Source organism: Priestia sp. TRM10 (genome assembly GCF_057808375.1).
Window position 1 is genome coordinate 765,194 of sequence record NZ_JBJZOT010000015.1, and the last position, 16,212, is coordinate 781,405.

A 16,212-nucleotide genomic window follows, 5' to 3' on the forward strand; every position below is an offset into this window, starting at 1 on the left:
ATCACTCGCTTTCATGCTCAAACTCTACAATGATTAGCGTAATGTTATCTTCTCCACCTAATTCATTTGCTACATCAACAAGAGATTTTGCTTTAGCTTCAATGCTTGTTTCACTCGTAAGAATCTCTTTTAGCTTCTCATCTGATAGTTTATTTGATAATCCATCAGAACATAAAAGTAAAAAATCTCCCTTTTCTACTTCAACCGTTTTAACATCTATTTCAATATTTTTCTCAGTGCCTAAAGCTCTGAGGAGAATATTTTTTCTTGGATGATGCTCGGCATCTTCCTTTGAAATCTGACCGTTGCGAACAAGCTCATTGACAAGAGAATGATCTTCTGTAAGTTGTGAAAAACCGCTTTCGTTTAAAAGATAACATCGACTGTCTCCAACATGAGCGACTGTACAAAAAGAAGATGTGCAAAGCGCTCCAACAAAAGTGGTTCCCATTCCTTTACACTCTTCATGATTTTCGGCATATAGAAGAAGCTGTTTGTTAACTTTATGTATTGTGTCTAAGAACCATTGTTCAGCTTCTGCTGGTGAATGAAAAGGTGCTTTATCTTCCCAAAAAGTATGGAGCTGTTCAACTGTCATTGAACTAGCAATGTCGCCTGCACGATGGCCTCCCATTCCGTCGGCAATCACCGCAATTTTCTCTCCATGCTTATTTTCAAAAACGCCTCCAGAATCTTCGTTATGAAGACGAACTTTACCTTGGTCTGTTAAATAAACGGCTCCCATAGTTCCACCTCAGTTCATTTTCATAGCTCTTGATGATTTTCTAAAAAAGGAATCTACCACCTTTTTTAGAAAATCACTTTATGCTACTTCCCATATTTTACACTTTCTTGCGAAAACAAGCTATATAAAACCCATCTGTGCCAAAATCACTTGGCAAAATTTGCAGTGTTCCATTTTCTATTTTACCAGCTACTTTAGCAGGCATTCTATCTTTAAACTGTGGATGAAGCTCAAAATCTTCATGAGCCTCTAAAAATGCTTGAACAACATCCCCATTCTCCTCACGATCGATTGTACATGTGCTGTATACTAAAACACCATCTTTCTTCAAAAGCGGAGCAACAGCTGATAAAATTTCAATCTGAATCTGCTGAAGTTTCATTACATCTTCTTCTGTTTTAGTATATTTGATATCCGGTTTTCTTCTAATAACACCGAAGCCAGAACAAGGTGCATCAACAAGAATTCGATTAAAGCTCTCTCTTTCAAATAAGCTCCCCGCTTTTCTTGCATCACATACTTTTGCATCCACATTTTCTAAGCGAAGACGCTCTGCCTGTCCTTCAATAAGCAATGCTTTATGATTATGAATATCAAGAGCCGTCACTTTGCCGTCTTGAATCATTTGAGCAATGTGCGTAGTCTTTCCACCTGGTGCTGCACAGCTATCTAAAATATGATCACCATCTTGTGGATCTAGAGCATGTGCAACAAGCATTGAACTTTCATCTTGTACAGTAAAGAGCCCATCCTTGAAAGCTTGAGTATTTGCAGCATTTCCTTTTTTTACTTCTGCTGCTTCGGCAAGCAAATCAGATTTTTCAGCTTCAATACCCTGTTCTTTTAAACGCAAAAGCACTTCATCACGCTTATAGTATTTTGTATTTACACGAATCGTTTGTTTTGGAGGCTGTAGGTTTGCTTCACAAATGGCTTTTGCTTTATCAAATCCAAACTGATCGCTCCACCTTTTCACAAGCCATTTTGGATGACTTGTTTCAGTAGCAAGTCTGTCCAACTTATGATCAATCTCTTCAGTTGATGCTAAACCTTCACGCTGAAGGTTACGAAGCACGGCATTCACCATTGAAGAAATACCGCGATGACCGCGTTTTTTGGCAATTTCAACTGCTTCATGAATAATAGCATGTGACGGAATACGATCAAGATAGATCATTTGGTAAGCCGATAAACGAAGCAATACAATAACCCATGTTTGCATTTTTTTCGGTTTTTTTAGAAATGGTGCTAGATAATAATCAATTGTCAACTTGCGTTGCACTGTTCCATATACAATCTCAGTTAAAAGACCTGCATCAAGATTTGAAAGCTTATGATGTTTAATTTGATGATTTAAAGTTAAGTTGCTGTACGCTTGATTTTGTTCAATTGCAATTAACACGTCAAGCGCAATTTGTCTCACGTTGTAGTTACTCATAATCGTCCCCTAGCTTTATTCCATTCTCAATTAGTGATCCTTGAAGAACTTGAGCAGCCGTCATACGTTTTTTCCCTGCAGGCTGAAGTTCCGTTATTTTAATAGCTGTACTGTTTCCTGTCGCTACGATAAAACCATCTTTTTCAATCTTAATAACCGTACCAGGAGCTTCGTTTTTCTCTGACTCCACTTTTTCTCCCCACCATACTTTTAACACGTCACCATGTAGTGTGGTATAAGCAACAGGCCAAGGATGTAAACCGCGAATATGGTTATAAATTTCTTCCCCGTCTTTTGTCCAGACGATTTTTTCCTGCTCTCGCTTAATATTTGAAGCAAATGTTGCTTTGCTGTCGTCTTGAGCAATAGGTGTTAATTCACCGTTTAAAAGCTGTGGAATAGTTTCCTTTAAAAGAGATGCTCCTGCTTCACTCAATTTGTCATGAAGTGTGCCAACATGATCTTTTTCTTCAATGGCTACTTCCACTTTTGTTAAGATATCTCCTGCATCAAGCTTTGGCACCATATACATAATTGTCACACCAGTCTTCTTTTCCCCTTGAAGAATGGCATAATGAATTGGTGCTCCACCACGCAGCTCTGGTAAAAGTGAAGCATGTACATTAATGCAGCCATACTTTGGCGCATCTAAAATTGAGGAAGGCAAGATTTGGCCAAATGCTGCTGTTACAATTAGATCTGGTTCATACGAAAGTACTTTTTGGTATTCTTCTTCAACGCTAATCTTTTCGGGTTGAAGTACTGGAATGCCGTGCTTTTCTGCCTCTACTTTTACAGGAGGGGGTGTTAGAACACGCTTTCTCCCTTTTGGTCGATCAGGCTGTGTTACAACCGCTACAACGTTATATTCTTCTTCTATTAATGTTTTTAATACCGGAACTGAAAAATCCGGTGTTCCCATAAATACGACTTTTGTCAATTCATTCACTGCCTTTCTTTTGTTCGCACTTAACTCCGCATCCGCTTATTTTCATTACTACATTGTACCACTTTTATAAAACAAATAAAAAGGTCCAAAAAACTAAAATAGCTCTTTGAACCTTTCACATCTATTTTTTTATCTATTTTTCCCCTTACATCATAACATAAGGGTTCAAATCAACGTTTATCGTTAAATTTTGCTTTTGCATTTTCCCTTTGTACTGCTCTAATAAAAAGTGCAGAGAAGAAAAAAGGTCTGGTTCGTTTCTATATTTTATCATGCATTGATAACGATATCTATCCTTAATTTTCGCAATGGGAGATGGCACAGCGCCAAGAATGATAGCATTAGAAGACAGCTTGTTTTGTAAAAAGGATGCGATTTTATCCGTTTCTCCCATTGCAACAGCCATATTTTCATGTGCTACTGTCACAAGTGCCAAATAATAAAACGGCGGATACTTCAGCATCTTCCGCATGATCATCTCTTTTTTATAAAAAGCATCATAGTCATGATGACTCGCAAGATCAATGCTGTAATGTTCAGGCGTATACGTTTGAATAACAACCTCTCCTGGCAGGGAGTGACGCCCTGCTCTTCCGCTTACTTGAGTCAGAAGCTGAAACGTTTTTTCAGATGCTCTGAAGTCTGGAAGGTGAAGCATTGTATCTGCTGAGAGAACACCAACGAGCGTTACATTTTCAAAATCAAGACCTTTTGCAATCATTTGGGTACCAAGTAAGATTTGGGCTTGGCCACTTTCAAATTTAGCAAGTAGTTTTTCATGTGAGCCTTTGCGGCTCGTTGTATCAACATCCATTCTCACAACAGATGCCTCTGGAATCACCTTAGTAAGCTCTTCTTCTACTTTTTGAGTACCTGTTCCAAAATAGCGGATATGATCGCTTTCACATTCAGGACATTTTGTTGCAAGTTGCTCTTGATGTCCACAGTAATGGCATTTCATCAAATTCTGATGTCTATGATACGTTAACGAAATTTCACAATGTGGACAAGTAGGCACAAAACCACAGTCTCTGCACATGATAAAAGAAGAATGACCGCGCTTATTTAACATAAGCACAATTTGCTCTCCTTTTGCTAATCGATCCTTCATTTTTTCAAACAAAACGGTCGAGAACATAGAACGGTTTCCATTACGAAGTTCTTCTCTCATGTCCACTTTTTCAACTCCGGGCATTTGAGCATTATTCATGCGCTTAGAAAGTGTTAAAAGAGTATAATTCCCTTTACTTCCTCTCGCAAATGACTCAAGTGTTGGCGTTGCACTTCCGAGAACAACAGGACAATTGTGATACTCCCCTCGATAAATGGCAACATCTCTTGCATGATAGCGTGGGTTTTCTTCCTGTTTATAGCTTGATTCATGTTCTTCATCAATAATAATAATGCCCAAGTTTTTAAATGGTGCAAAGATAGCGGAGCGAGCTCCAACAACAACTGACACTTCTCCTCGCTGAATTTTGCGCCACTCATCGTATTTTTCTCCTGCTGAAAGTCCACTGTGGAGAACAGCGACTTTTGAACCAAATCGTCCTTTAAATCTTGTAACCATTTGAGGTGTGAGCGAAATTTCAGGAACAAGAACAATCGCTTCTTCCCCTTTTTCAAGAACACGCTGAATAGACTGGAGGTATACCTCTGTCTTTCCGCTTCCTGTTACCCCATACAAAAGAAATACGTTATGCTTATCTTCTTCAATACTTGTATGAATTGGTTTAATAACTTTACTTTGCTCTTCTGTAAGAGAAAGTGCGCTTGTTTTTTGAAACTCTCTTTTTGCAAACGGATTTCTATACAGCTCAATCTCAATCTTTTCTAAGAAACCTTTTGAGATAAGTGACTTAATAGGAGCATCTGTAATCCCAAGCTCGTCCTTCAAGTGCTTTACGCTCATCTTTTCCTTTTGGGCGAGCAAATATTGAAGAACAATCTTTTGCTTTTCACCTTTTTTGCCCAGTCCATCCCTATACTTTTCAATGTCTTCTTGTTTCATAGAAGGAGAGAGCATAACGCCTCTCATCATTTTTTTATTCACTCTATTTTTAACAATATACGTGACATCTAAAAAGTTCTTACTTATGTCTTTTAAAAGATAAGGAGCGGCAGGATGGTTTTTCACATCGCTGAACCTAATGCTCCCTTTTGAAAAAAGAGGGCGCACACTTTCATGAAGTTGATGCTTTACCTCTTCAGAAGGAAGCGAGATTTCTTTATCGTACTTCGCTTTCATTGCTGCAGGAAGCATCGCTTGAAAAGCTGACATTGCATAACATAGGGTTTCTTCTGTCAACCATTTCCCAAGGCTAAGCAGCTCCTCTGTTAAAACAGGCTGAAGGTCAACCATCTCGTCAATTTCTTTTAAGCGAGCAACATCTGAACTTTCTTTTATGTTAATCACAAATCCTTGAATCTTACGAGGACCGAATGGAACAATAACACGCATTCCTTTTACAACAACGTCTTCTAGACTTTGTGGAATAATGTAGTCAAAAGGGCGATCCGTTCCTTTTGCTAAAACATCTACAATAATACTTGCTACTTTCATTTTGACCGTTCCTTTAATAAGTTCACAACTTCATTCATAATTCTTTCGCTCACATCTTTTTTCGAAAGCAGTGGAAGGTCTTGATGATGTCCATCTTTATAGAAGAGTGTCACTATATTTGTATCTCCCCCAAAGCCTGCACCTTCTGTTGAAATATTATTAGCGACAATAAGGTCAGCATTTTTTGTTTGAAGCTTTTTCATAGCATATTCTTCAACATGCTCTGTTTCTGCTGCGAATCCAATTAACAACTGACCAGCTTTCTTTTGCCCAAGCGTTTTTAAAATATCTGTTGTTCGTTCCATTTCGATCGCTAAATCTCCGTCTTTCTTTTTCATTTTCTGTCCAAAAGTTACTTTTGGATGATAATCAGCTACAGCAGCTGATTTAATGACAACAGAAGCATCGTTAAAAACGTTCATAACGGCGTCAAGCATGTTTGCAGCACTTTCAACTTCCACAAATGTAACACCTGTTGGAGGCGTTAAGTTTGTGGGGCCGCTAATAAGGGTAACGTCCGCTCCAAGATCTTTAGCAGCCTGCGCTAAAGCGTAGCCCATTTTACCTGTTGAACGGTTTGAAAAAAAGCGTACGGGATCTATGTTTTCACGTGTTGGCCCTGCCGTAATCACAATTTTTTCTCCAACGAGGAGCTGTTCTTTTTTCGGCGCAAAGTGCTCTTTTACAAGCTCGACAATTTTCTCTGGCTCTTCAAGTCTTCCTCTACCAATATATCCACAGGCAAGATATCCTGCTGATGGTTCAATAAAGCGATAGCCATCGTTATAAAGCGTCATAATATTACGCTGAACAGCTGTGTTATCATACATATGCACGTTCATCGCAGGAGCAATCCAAACAGGAGCCGTTGTAGCTAAAAGTGTTGTTGTAAGCATATCATCTCCAAGACCATTCGCTAATTTTCCGATCGTATTAGCCGTTGCTGGAGCTACAATAATCAAGTCTGCCCAATCTGCAACATCAATGTGTGAAATAACGGTTGGATCTTTTTCTAAAAAAGTATCTGTATAAACGTGATTTCGTGACAGTGCCTGAAATGTGAGGGGTGTAATAAACTTTGTTGCTGACTCTGTCATTATCACTCTTACTTCTGCTCCACTCTGAATGAGCTTACTTGTTAAAGCAGCTGCTTTATAAGCGGCAATTCCTCCGCTTACTCCTAATACAATACGTTTTCCTTCCAACGTTCTTCTCCCACCTTTTATATTTATCTTTTAAAAAAATAACAACCTAATCATAATAGGTTGTTATTCTACGTTCATTTTAGTTTTCCGATTTTTCAAAATGTAGAACACCTGCATTGATTTCTTCAAGCGCACATCCTACAAACTTGTCTGATACTGGATTTTCAACCATAAGGTCGTTATATTCCTGTAAGCTACGAGCACGTTTTGCTGCAACTGTTACAAGCGTATATTTTGAATCAAGCTTTGTCATAAGTGTGTCAATTGATGGATATAACATCATTCAACCTCCAGTAATTTTTTATAGCGAGGAGCTACTCGTGAACGTTTGCAATGTTCTGCCGTTACGATTGCTTTAATTTTATCACAAGCATGCTCGACTTTGTCATTTTCAACTACATAATCATAAGAATCCATCATTTCGATTTCTTCTTTTGCAGCTGTTAAGCGGTTATGAATAAGGTCTTCAGATTCAGTTCCTCTTGTTACAATACGATTGCGAAGCTCTGAAAGGCTTGGTGGAGCTAAAAAGATGAAAAGTCCTTCAGGAAATGCTTTCTTAACTTGCATTGCCCCTTGTACTTCAATTTCTAAAAATACGTCTTTTCCTTCATCAAGCGTTTTTTGAACATATTCAACAGGCGTTCCGTAATAGTTTCCTACGTATTCTGCCCATTCAAGCAGTTGATCATTTTTGATCATTTCTTCAAATTCCACGCGCTCTTTGAACAAGTAATCCACACCATGTACTTCTCCTTCACGTGGCTTACGAGTTGTTGCTGAAATAGAATATTGAAGAGAAAGTTCTTCCTCTGAAAATAATGCTTTACGTACCGTACCTTTTCCAACACCTGATGGCCCTGAAAGGACGATTAAAATTCCTTTTTCTTTCATTATAATTGCTACACCTTACCCTTCCGTCAGTTGTTCACCTTTTGATTCAAGTCGTTGTGAAATGGTTTCTGGTTGAACAGGAGCTAAAATAACATGTTCACTGTCCATAATAATAACTGATCGTGTTTTACGACCAAGCGTTGCATCAATAAGTGTACTTCTTTCTTTTGCATCTTGAATCATTCTTTTGATCGGGGCTGATTCAGGGTGCACAACAGAAATAATTCGCCCTGATGATACAAAATTTCCAAAACCAACATTAATAAACTTGCTGTTCATCAACAAGCCTCCTCAGCTTCCACACTCTATTTTTCACCATTTATGAATGATAACATTGTAGACTTTTTTTCTTGTTTTAAACCCTATGTATCAAAAGTCCCTGCTTCATTTATATATGAACGCTGTACTTTTGACAAGGGGCTATTCAATATTTTGCACTTGCTCTTTAATTCGTTCTAGATTTGTCTTTATATCAATCACTAAACTAGCAATGCTGCTGCTATGAGCTTTTGCTCCTATTGTGTTGCCTTCCCTGTTTAATTCTTGGACAAGAAAGTCAAGTTTACGCCCCATTTGAGCGCCACTTTCAAGCGTTTCCTTAAATTCTCTAATATGGCTATTAATGCGCGTAATCTCTTCACTGATGTCTGCTTTCTCTGCAAAAATCGCAACTTCTGTCAGCACACGCTGCTCGTCAAATGAGTCACCAAGATGCTCCTGAAGCTTTTTCTGAATCCGCTCTCGGTACTGTTCTGAAACAGTTGGAGCAAGCTTCGCGATTTCCTCGCAGCTCTTTTCAATTTGACAAATACGATTCATCAAATCTTCTTTTAGCCGTTCTCCTTCATTTTGACGCATTTTATAAAGTTCTGAAACCGCTTTTCTTGCCGCTTCTTGTACAAGTTCTTTAACTTCTGCATTGTCTCCCTCTTCATCATGCGTTGTGAAAACACCTTCCATTCCTAAGATGTCTTGGAACGAAAGAGATTGAGGAGGTAAATTTTGCTCTTTCTCAATCGTTTTTAACGCTTCAACGTATTGTTGAAGAAGTGAATAATCAGTTTGAAGACTTTTTGTACTCGAACGCTCTCCAGAGACCGTGACAAATACTTCAATTCTTCCTCTTTTAATAGATTCGCCAACAATTTTCTTAAGCTTGTCTTCAACATCAACAAGCTGTCTTGGCATACGAACCATCACTTCACAAAACCGGTGGTTAACAGACTTCATCTCAACTGTTACCGCGTTTTTTTCACTTTCGGCTTTTCCTCGCCCGAAACCAGTCATACTAACTACCATGTTATCACATCCATTGCTTCCCTTTATCTTAAAACCTTGCATATGTGCTTTTCATGTTTTAAGCATTACTACGTAACTTTTTCGTTAAATTATTTAATTATTCATTATAAAACACTTTATTATAAAAGGAAATCTCCCTTTATAACCCTTTGCATTATACCATAAAAAAAGACACGACAAAACAATAACTCCCCTGTTTTGTCGTGTCTTTTCTTTCCTTTTTTACTTCTTCTTCCTTGTTAAAAATGAGCCTGCAAGTAAAAATGTTGGGATGCTCGCCATTGCGATGATGAGCAACCAATCGCGTCCAATGATTGGCACCGTGTGGAAAATCGCTTGAAGCGGTTCAACATAAATTACAATTGCCATAAGCAGAATAGAAGATAATACTGCTCCGATAAGGTACATGTTTCCGAATGGATTTCGATCAAAAATAGATTTCTCGCTTCGGCAATCAAAGACATGAATAAGCTGTGCAAGCACGAGCGTTGCAAAAGCAACTGTTTGAGCATACGCCAAGTTCCCTTTTTGCTCGTCATATACAATAATAAACGCTAAGAGTGTCGCAATTCCGATTAAAAACCCTCGACTGATTACTTTCCATCCAAGGCCTCTAGAAAATATACCTTCTTTTGGATGTCTTGGACCTCTTTTCATCACATCATCTTCTGGTTTATCAAGTCCAAGGGCCATTGCTGGAAGTCCGTCTGTCACAAGGTTTACCCATAGAATTTGAATCGGAACGAGCGGGAGTGGCAACGCCAAAAGCATTGCAAAGAGCATAACTAGAATTTCGCCAACGTTCGAAGCAAGCAGATAGCGTACAAATTTCCGGATATTTTCATAGATGTTACGCCCCTCTTTAATAGCCGACTTAATTGTGGCAAAGTTATCATCAAGAAGAACAAGAGAAGACGCTTCTTTGGCGACATCTGTTCCCGTAATTCCCATAGCAATCCCGATGTCCGCTGATTTAATGGCAGGAGCATCGTTCACTCCGTCTCCTGTCATTGCGACAACATGCCCTTTTGCTTGCAGTGCTTTTACGATTTTCAGCTTATGCTCTGGAGAGACACGAGCATAGACGTCAACATCTTCTACAATCTCTTCAAGTTCTTCTTTAGACATTGACGTAATGTCTGTTCCTTGAAGAACTTTTCCATTTTTCGTTAAAATACCAAGCTCTTTTGCAATTGCTTGAGCTGTAATAACATGATCACCTGTAATCATCACTGTTTTAATCCCTGCTTCTTTACATTCTTTCACAGCTTCTTTTACTTCTGTGCGAGGCGGATCAATCATTCCTTGCAAGCCAAGAAAGGTAAGATTTGATTCCGCTTCTTTTTCGGTTAGTTTATTATGATTTGAAAGTGGCTTATAAGCAATCGCAATCGTACGAAGAGCTCGCGCTGCTAAATCCTCAACAGCTTTGTGCACTTCGTTGTAGCGAGAAACAGAAAGCGATTCAAGTCGTTCTTTCCATAATATTTGAGAGCTTGTTGTTAATAAAACATCAGGAGCCCCTTTTGTAACAACATAGCGCTTGCCTTCTTTGTCTTGAATAATAACGCTCATCATTTTACGAGTTGAATCAAATGGAAATTCTTCTACGATTGTAAACTGCTTTAGCATTTCTTCTCTTTCTAATCCAGCTTTTCGAGCTGCTACCACAAGAGCTGCCTCAGTTGGATCTCCATCAAGAACATACTCTTTTTTCCTCTGCAAAATATTTGTGTTGTTACACAACAATCCGAAAAGAAGAACTTGAGAAAGCTCTCTTGACTTTTGAGGATTTACATCGCGATCATCAAGCCTGAATTTCCCCTCTGGTGCATATCCTGTTCCTGTGACTCCCCATGTTGTTCCTCCTGCCCAAACATGAGTTACCGTCATTTTATTTTGCGTAAGCGTCCCTGTTTTGTCTGAACAGATAACAGAGGCACACCCTAGCGTTTCAACGGCTGGAAGCTTACGAACAATTGCTTTTTTTCTAATCATTCGCTGTACACCGAGCGATAGCGCAACGGTTACAATAGCAGGTAATCCCTCTGGAATAGCTGCAACAGCTAAACTTACACCAGCTAAAAACATGCTGTATACGTCATGGCCTTGCAATACACCAACAAACACAACGAGTGCTGTCAAAATAAGCGCAATGATAATTAAAATTTTCCCAAGCTGTGCAAGCTTTCGCTGCAGCGGAGTTGTTACTGTTTCAGCATTTTGAAGAAGATCTGCAATTTGTCCCATTGCAGTATTCATTCCAGTTCCAACAACAACGCCGATTCCACTCCCTCTTGTCACAAGCGTTCCCATAAATGCCATGTTTGTTTGATCACCAAGGGGAAGATTTTCATCATGAAGCGGGGTCGTCTCCTTTACAGCAGGAACAGACTCTCCTGTTAAAGCAGATTCTTCAATTTCAAGTGCTTTCGCTTCAATAATCCGTATATCAGCCCCTATTCTATCTCCTGTCGAAAATTTAATGATATCTCCTCTCACAAGTTCTTTTGAGGGCACTTTACTCCATTTTTCATTTCGTAACACATTTACTTTTGGTGCTGAAAGTTCTTTTAAAGCATCAAGTGACTTTTCGGCTTTCCGTTCTTGAAAGAAACCTAAGACACCGTTAATCAAAACGATGGCAATAATAGCGATAGCATCAATATATTCCCCTAAGAAACCTGAAACAAGAGTTGCTCCTAATAAAACAAGGACCATAAAATCTTTAAACTGAGCAAGAAACACAAGCAATGCAGACGGTTTGGACGCTTCTTTTAACTCATTGTAGCCTTGTTCTCTTATTCGACCTTTTGCTTCTTTTTCATCTAGTCCTTTTTCTTTGTTTGTTTGTGCTGTGTGCAGGACAGTATTCTCACTCATTTCATGCCACTTCATGACACACGTTCACACCCTTTGCCTTTTAATCTCTTCTAAGGTAAGCTTATTCAGACTCGTCCAAAAAAATGCTATACTTTACATTAGAAAGAAAGAGACGAAAGTTTTTTAAATAGGGGTTAAGGAAGTGTTAAAATGTCATTTGACGGAATGTTTACATATGCAATGAAAGAAGAGTTAGTAGAGAAGTTACAAAGCGGACGCATAACAAAAGTGTATCAACCTTTTACAAATGAGCTCATTCTTGGTGTACGTGCGGGAGGAACAAACTATAAACTTCTTCTTTCTGCGCACCCAAGCTACGCGCGTGTTCACTTAACAAATGAAAGCTATGAGAATCCAAGTACGCCACCGATGTTTTGCATGTTGCTTCGCAAACATTTAGAAGGCGGTATTATTGATTCTATTGAACAAATTGAGCTTGATCGCATCTTAAAAATTGAAGTTCGGGGCCGTGACGAACTTGGTGATGTTACGCATAAAGCTCTTTATATTGAAATTATGAACCGCCATAGTAACATTATTTTAGTTGATCATAAAAAAGAGACGATTATTGACAGCATTAAGCACCTTTCACCATCTGTGAACAGTCATCGCACTGTTCTTCCTGGTCATTCTTACGTTTTTCCGCCTGCTCAAAATAAGGAAAATCCATTCCAAGCAGACGAGGAAACAGTGTTACGAAAAGTGGACTTCAACAGCGGCAAACTAGACGGTCAGCTTGTTAGTGCATTTGAAGGAGTTTCGCCTCTTTTAGCGAGAGAAGTTATTCACACATCTGGTCTTGCTAATCGCACAACAGTACCGAAAGCTTTTGTTGAGCTTATGGCTAAGATTAAAGAGAAAGAGTTCACTCCGCAGATTATTAGAAATGAAGGAAAAGAAGCGTTTTATATGATTCCTCTTACACATCTAGAAGGTGAAGTTTCTACCTTTTCTTTGTTAAGTGAAGCGCTTGACCGTTTTTATTATGGAAAAGCAGAACGAGATCGTGTAAAGCAGCAAGCACATGACCTCCTGCAATTTATGAACACAGAAAAAAAGAAAAATGAAAAGAAAATTAAAAAGCTCAAAACAACGCTTGATGATGCTGAAAAAGCGAAGAAATTTCAATTGTACGGCGAGCTTCTAACATCAAACCTTTTTGCGATTAAGCAAGGAGATAAGAAAGCAGAAGTTATCAACTACTATGATGAAAACGCGGGAACAGTGATAATTGAGCTTGATCCGCAAAAGACGCCATCTCAAAACGCACAGCATTACTTCCATCGCTATCAAAAAGCGAAAAACTCGGTTACTGTTGTACAGGAACAAATTCAAAAAGCAACAGAAGAAATTCAATACTTTGAAACGCTGATCCAACAAATGGAATCTGCGACACATAGAGATATTGCTGAAATTCGTCAGGAGCTAACAGAGGAAGGCTATTTGAAGAAAAAGAAAGAAACGAAAGTGTCTAAAAAACAAAAGAATCAAACACCTCAGCTTGAAGCATACGAATCAAGCGACGGGTATTCCATTCTCGTTGGCAAAAACAATAAACAAAATGACTATTTAACAAATCGAGTAGCAGGACGAGATGAGCTTTGGTTTCATACAAAAGATATTCCAGGATCGCACGTTGTGATTCGCGATACAAATCCTTCAGAAGAAGCGATTAGAGAAGCTGCTCATTTAGCAGCGTATTTTAGCAAAGCAAAACAATCCAGTTCTGTTCCTGTTGATTATACAAAGGTTAGACATGTTAAAAAGCCTAGTGGTTCGAAACCAGGGTTTGTGATTTATGAGCAGCAGCAAACTGTGTTTGTAACGCCAAGCGAAGAACTTGTTTTAAAACTAAGAAAATAAGACTTTTAAAAAAGACCGTTCATCACTTTTATTGACGAACGGTCTTTTTATTGTAATGTTCCTTTTTTCAAAATATAAAAAGCCAACTAGATTCCTAGTTGACTCTTTTTATCACCTTTATACAAGTGAAAGCCATTCTGTTGAAGAAGGATCTTTCTTCCACTCTTTCAGTTTTTCTAAATCCGTTTCTGTGATGCTACCTTTTTCACGCGCTACTTCAATTAGAGTAGAATAGTTAGAAAGAGATTTTAACGTAACATTCGCTTCTTTGAAAGCTTCTTCTGCTTTTGAAAGCTCGTAAGTGAAGATCGAAACAACTCCAAGTACTTCACAGCCTTGTTCTTCGAGTGCTTCCACAACTTTCAGTACGCTTCCACCTGTTGAAATTAAGTCTTCTACAACAACAATTTTATCTCCTTTTGCCACTCGTCCTTCAATCTGATTCCCACGGCCGTGTTCTTTTGCTTTGCTACGAACATAGCACATTGGTAGGCTAAGCACATCGCTAACAAATGCTGCATGTGGAATACCTGCTGTTGCCGTACCTGCAATAACGTCTACTTCTTTGAAATTTTCTCGAATGAGACTTGCAAGCCCTTGCGCAATATCCTGACGCACTTCAGGATATGAAAGAGTGAGGCGATTGTCGCAGTAAATCGGTGACTTAATCCCTGATGCCCATGTAAATGGGTCGTTAGGTTGTAAACATACAGCTTCAATTGTTAATAAATGTTGTGCAATTTTCTTTTTCATGATGTTATCCCTCTCCACTCTTTTTGAACTTTTTCATATGCTTCAACAGGATTTTCTGCTCTTGTAATAGAGCGTCCTACAACGATAAAGTTTGAGCCTTTTTCGCGTGCAATAGCTGGTGTTGCAACTCGATGCTGATCATGAGCATTGTCTCCTAAAAGACGAATACCAGGCGTTACAGTAAGAAAATCAGGGCGAACAAGCTTATGAATTCTCTCTACTTCGTGAACAGAGCAAACAACTCCATCAAGTCCTGCTTCGTTCGTTAGCCCTGCTAAATGTTCAACACTTTGCTGCAATGAGACAGAACCAAGCTGTTCAGTTCTGACCATCTCCTCTGTTGAGCTTGTAAGCTGTGTTACAGCAATACATTTTGGACGAGCTTTACCACTTCTTGTTCCAGCTTCAAGCCCTTCAAGCGCTCCTTCCATCATTGCTTTTCCACCTAGAGCGTGCACATTGACTAGATCCACTTCAAGAGAAGCAAGAGAACTCATTGCTCTTTTGACGGTTACTGGAATATCATGAAGTTTTAAATCTAGAAAAATATGGTGACCCATACTTTTAATTTCTTCAATCATTCTTGGTCCTTCTTTATAAAAAAGCTCCATTCCAACTTTTACAAACAGTTTTTCATCCCCAAAAGGAGTTAAAAACGTATGAACTTCTTCTTTGTTTGGAAAATCAAGAGCTAAGATGAGCGAATCCTTCACGTTTCTTCCAACTCCTTCCGATGCATTCTTCAATATGTGAAAATCCATACTCTGAAAGTACTTCAGGCAATTCTTCAATAATTTGTGGACAAACGTATGGATCAACAAAGTTGGCTGTTCCGACCGCTACTGCACTTGCCCCAGCATATAAAAATTCTAAAACGTCGCTTGCGTTTGTCACACCGCCCATACCGATAATTGGAATCTCAACTCTCTGACTCACTTCATACACCATGCGAATCGCAACAGGCTTAATGGAAGGACCAGAGAGCCCCCCTGTTTTGTTCGCTAAAATCGGTTGTCCTGTTTTTAAATCAAGTCGCATACCAAGCAACGTGTTAATCATTGTTAATCCATCTGCTCCTGCTTTTTCAACAGCTAAAGCCATTTCAACGATGTTCGTCACATTTGGAGAAAGTTTGACGTAAACAGGAACTTCTGACACTTCTTTTACTTTTCTTGTTAATTCAGCTGCAAGAGTTGGATCAACACCGAATGTAATGCCTCCTGCTTTTACATTCGGACAAGAAATATTAAGCTCTAACGCATGAACATTTTGGGCTTTAGAAATTTCTCTTGCAACAATCACATAATCTTCTTCTGTTGCTCCTGCTACATTTGCAATAAGAGGTACATCGTACTGTTCAAGCCATTTTACTTTCTTTTCGATCACTTGCTCGAGCCCTGGATTTTGCAAACCGATGGCGTTTAACATCCCAGCAGGTGTTTCAGCAACACGCGGGGTCGGATTTCCAAATCTCGCTTGGGGTGTTGTTGCTTTAATCATAATCGCACCAAGCTGACTTAAATCATACAGTCCTGCATACTCTTCTCCAAACCCAAAGCAACCTGAAGCAGGCATAATAGGGTTTTTCAAATCTAAACCTGGCAATTTTGTTGAAAGCAT

Annotated in this window: 14 protein-coding genes; 1 reads left to right on the forward strand and 13 read right to left on the reverse strand. The window is 39.0% G+C overall.

Annotated elements, in window-relative coordinates:
* Position 1 precedes the first annotated feature (1 nt).
* The 10 genes from ACK3CR_RS20650 to ACK3CR_RS20695 all read right to left on the reverse strand — a co-directional run bounded on the left by ACK3CR_RS20650 (position 2) and on the right by ACK3CR_RS20695 (position 11,991).
* A complete protein-coding gene (locus ACK3CR_RS20650) occupies positions 2–745 on the reverse strand; it encodes a Stp1/IreP family PP2C-type Ser/Thr phosphatase (protein ID WP_243518140.1) in 744 nt (247 codons plus the stop codon).
* A 97-nt stretch (positions 746–842) separates the two neighbouring features.
* Positions 843–2,183 carry a 16S rRNA (cytosine(967)-C(5))-methyltransferase RsmB gene (rsmB, locus tag ACK3CR_RS20655; RefSeq protein ID WP_243518138.1) on the reverse strand — a complete coding sequence of 447 codons (1,341 nt, stop codon included), beginning with the start codon at positions 2,181–2,183 and terminating at the stop codon, positions 843–845.
* Positions 2,176–3,123, reverse strand: a complete 948-nt coding sequence (gene fmt, locus ACK3CR_RS20660; RefSeq protein WP_243518135.1) for a methionyl-tRNA formyltransferase — start codon at positions 3,121–3,123, stop codon at positions 2,176–2,178. The genes rsmB and fmt overlap by 8 nt, the downstream gene beginning before the upstream one ends.
* Positions 3,124–3,277: 154 nt before the next feature.
* Positions 3,278–5,695 carry a primosomal protein N' gene (gene priA / locus ACK3CR_RS20665; protein ID WP_243518132.1) on the reverse strand — a complete coding sequence of 806 codons (2,418 nt, stop codon included), beginning with the start codon at positions 5,693–5,695 and terminating at the stop codon, positions 3,278–3,280.
* Positions 5,692–6,900 carry a bifunctional phosphopantothenoylcysteine decarboxylase/phosphopantothenate--cysteine ligase CoaBC gene (gene coaBC / locus ACK3CR_RS20670; protein ID WP_243518127.1) on the reverse strand — a complete coding sequence of 403 codons (1,209 nt, stop codon included), beginning with the start codon at positions 6,898–6,900 and terminating at the stop codon, positions 5,692–5,694. The genes priA and coaBC overlap by 4 nt, the downstream gene beginning before the upstream one ends.
* Before the next feature lie 79 nt (positions 6,901–6,979).
* Complete coding sequence (gene rpoZ / locus ACK3CR_RS20675) at positions 6,980–7,180, reverse strand: DNA-directed RNA polymerase subunit omega (protein ID WP_019391762.1); 201 nt, start codon at positions 7,178–7,180, stop codon at positions 6,980–6,982.
* Entirely contained in the window at positions 7,180–7,794 is a 615-nt protein-coding gene (gene gmk / locus ACK3CR_RS20680; RefSeq protein ID WP_019391761.1) for a guanylate kinase, read from the reverse strand. Before gmk ends, rpoZ begins: the two co-directional genes overlap by 1 nt.
* 15 nt (positions 7,795–7,809) lie before the next feature.
* On the reverse strand, positions 7,810–8,073 hold the full coding sequence (locus tag ACK3CR_RS20685) for a DUF370 domain-containing protein (RefSeq protein ID WP_019391760.1): 264 nt from the start codon (positions 8,071–8,073) through the stop codon (positions 7,810–7,812).
* A gap of 141 nt (positions 8,074–8,214) precedes the next feature.
* Positions 8,215–9,093: a YicC/YloC family endoribonuclease gene (locus tag ACK3CR_RS20690; protein WP_243518124.1), complete on the reverse strand. Its 879-nt coding sequence runs from the start codon at positions 9,091–9,093 to the stop codon at positions 8,215–8,217.
* A gap of 222 nt (positions 9,094–9,315) precedes the next feature.
* Positions 9,316–11,991: a calcium-translocating P-type ATPase, SERCA-type gene (locus ACK3CR_RS20695; protein WP_480380510.1), complete on the reverse strand. Its 2,676-nt coding sequence runs from the start codon at positions 11,989–11,991 to the stop codon at positions 9,316–9,318.
* Between the two features lie 135 nt (positions 11,992–12,126).
* On the opposite strand from ACK3CR_RS20695, the gene ACK3CR_RS20700 reads away from it, so the two are divergent.
* The gene (locus ACK3CR_RS20700; RefSeq protein ID WP_243518117.1) at positions 12,127–13,839 is read left to right on the forward strand and encodes an Rqc2 family fibronectin-binding protein; all 1,713 of its coding nucleotides are present in this window, start codon (positions 12,127–12,129) and stop codon (positions 13,837–13,839) included.
* A 117-nt stretch (positions 13,840–13,956) separates the two neighbouring features.
* On the opposite strand, the gene pyrE is transcribed toward ACK3CR_RS20700, so the two are convergent.
* The 3 genes from pyrE to ACK3CR_RS20715 are packed head-to-tail and all read right to left on the reverse strand — an operon-like array spanning position 13,957 to position 16,212.
* A complete protein-coding gene (gene pyrE / locus ACK3CR_RS20705; RefSeq protein WP_243518115.1) occupies positions 13,957–14,592 on the reverse strand; it encodes an orotate phosphoribosyltransferase in 636 nt (211 codons plus the stop codon).
* Complete coding sequence (gene pyrF, locus ACK3CR_RS20710; protein WP_488976071.1) at positions 14,589–15,305, reverse strand: orotidine-5'-phosphate decarboxylase; 717 nt, start codon at positions 15,303–15,305, stop codon at positions 14,589–14,591. Before pyrF ends, pyrE begins: the two co-directional genes overlap by 4 nt.
* On the reverse strand, positions 15,277–16,212 hold the full coding sequence (locus ACK3CR_RS20715; RefSeq protein WP_328122521.1) for a dihydroorotate dehydrogenase: 936 nt from the start codon (positions 16,210–16,212) through the stop codon (positions 15,277–15,279). Before ACK3CR_RS20715 ends, pyrF begins: the two co-directional genes overlap by 29 nt.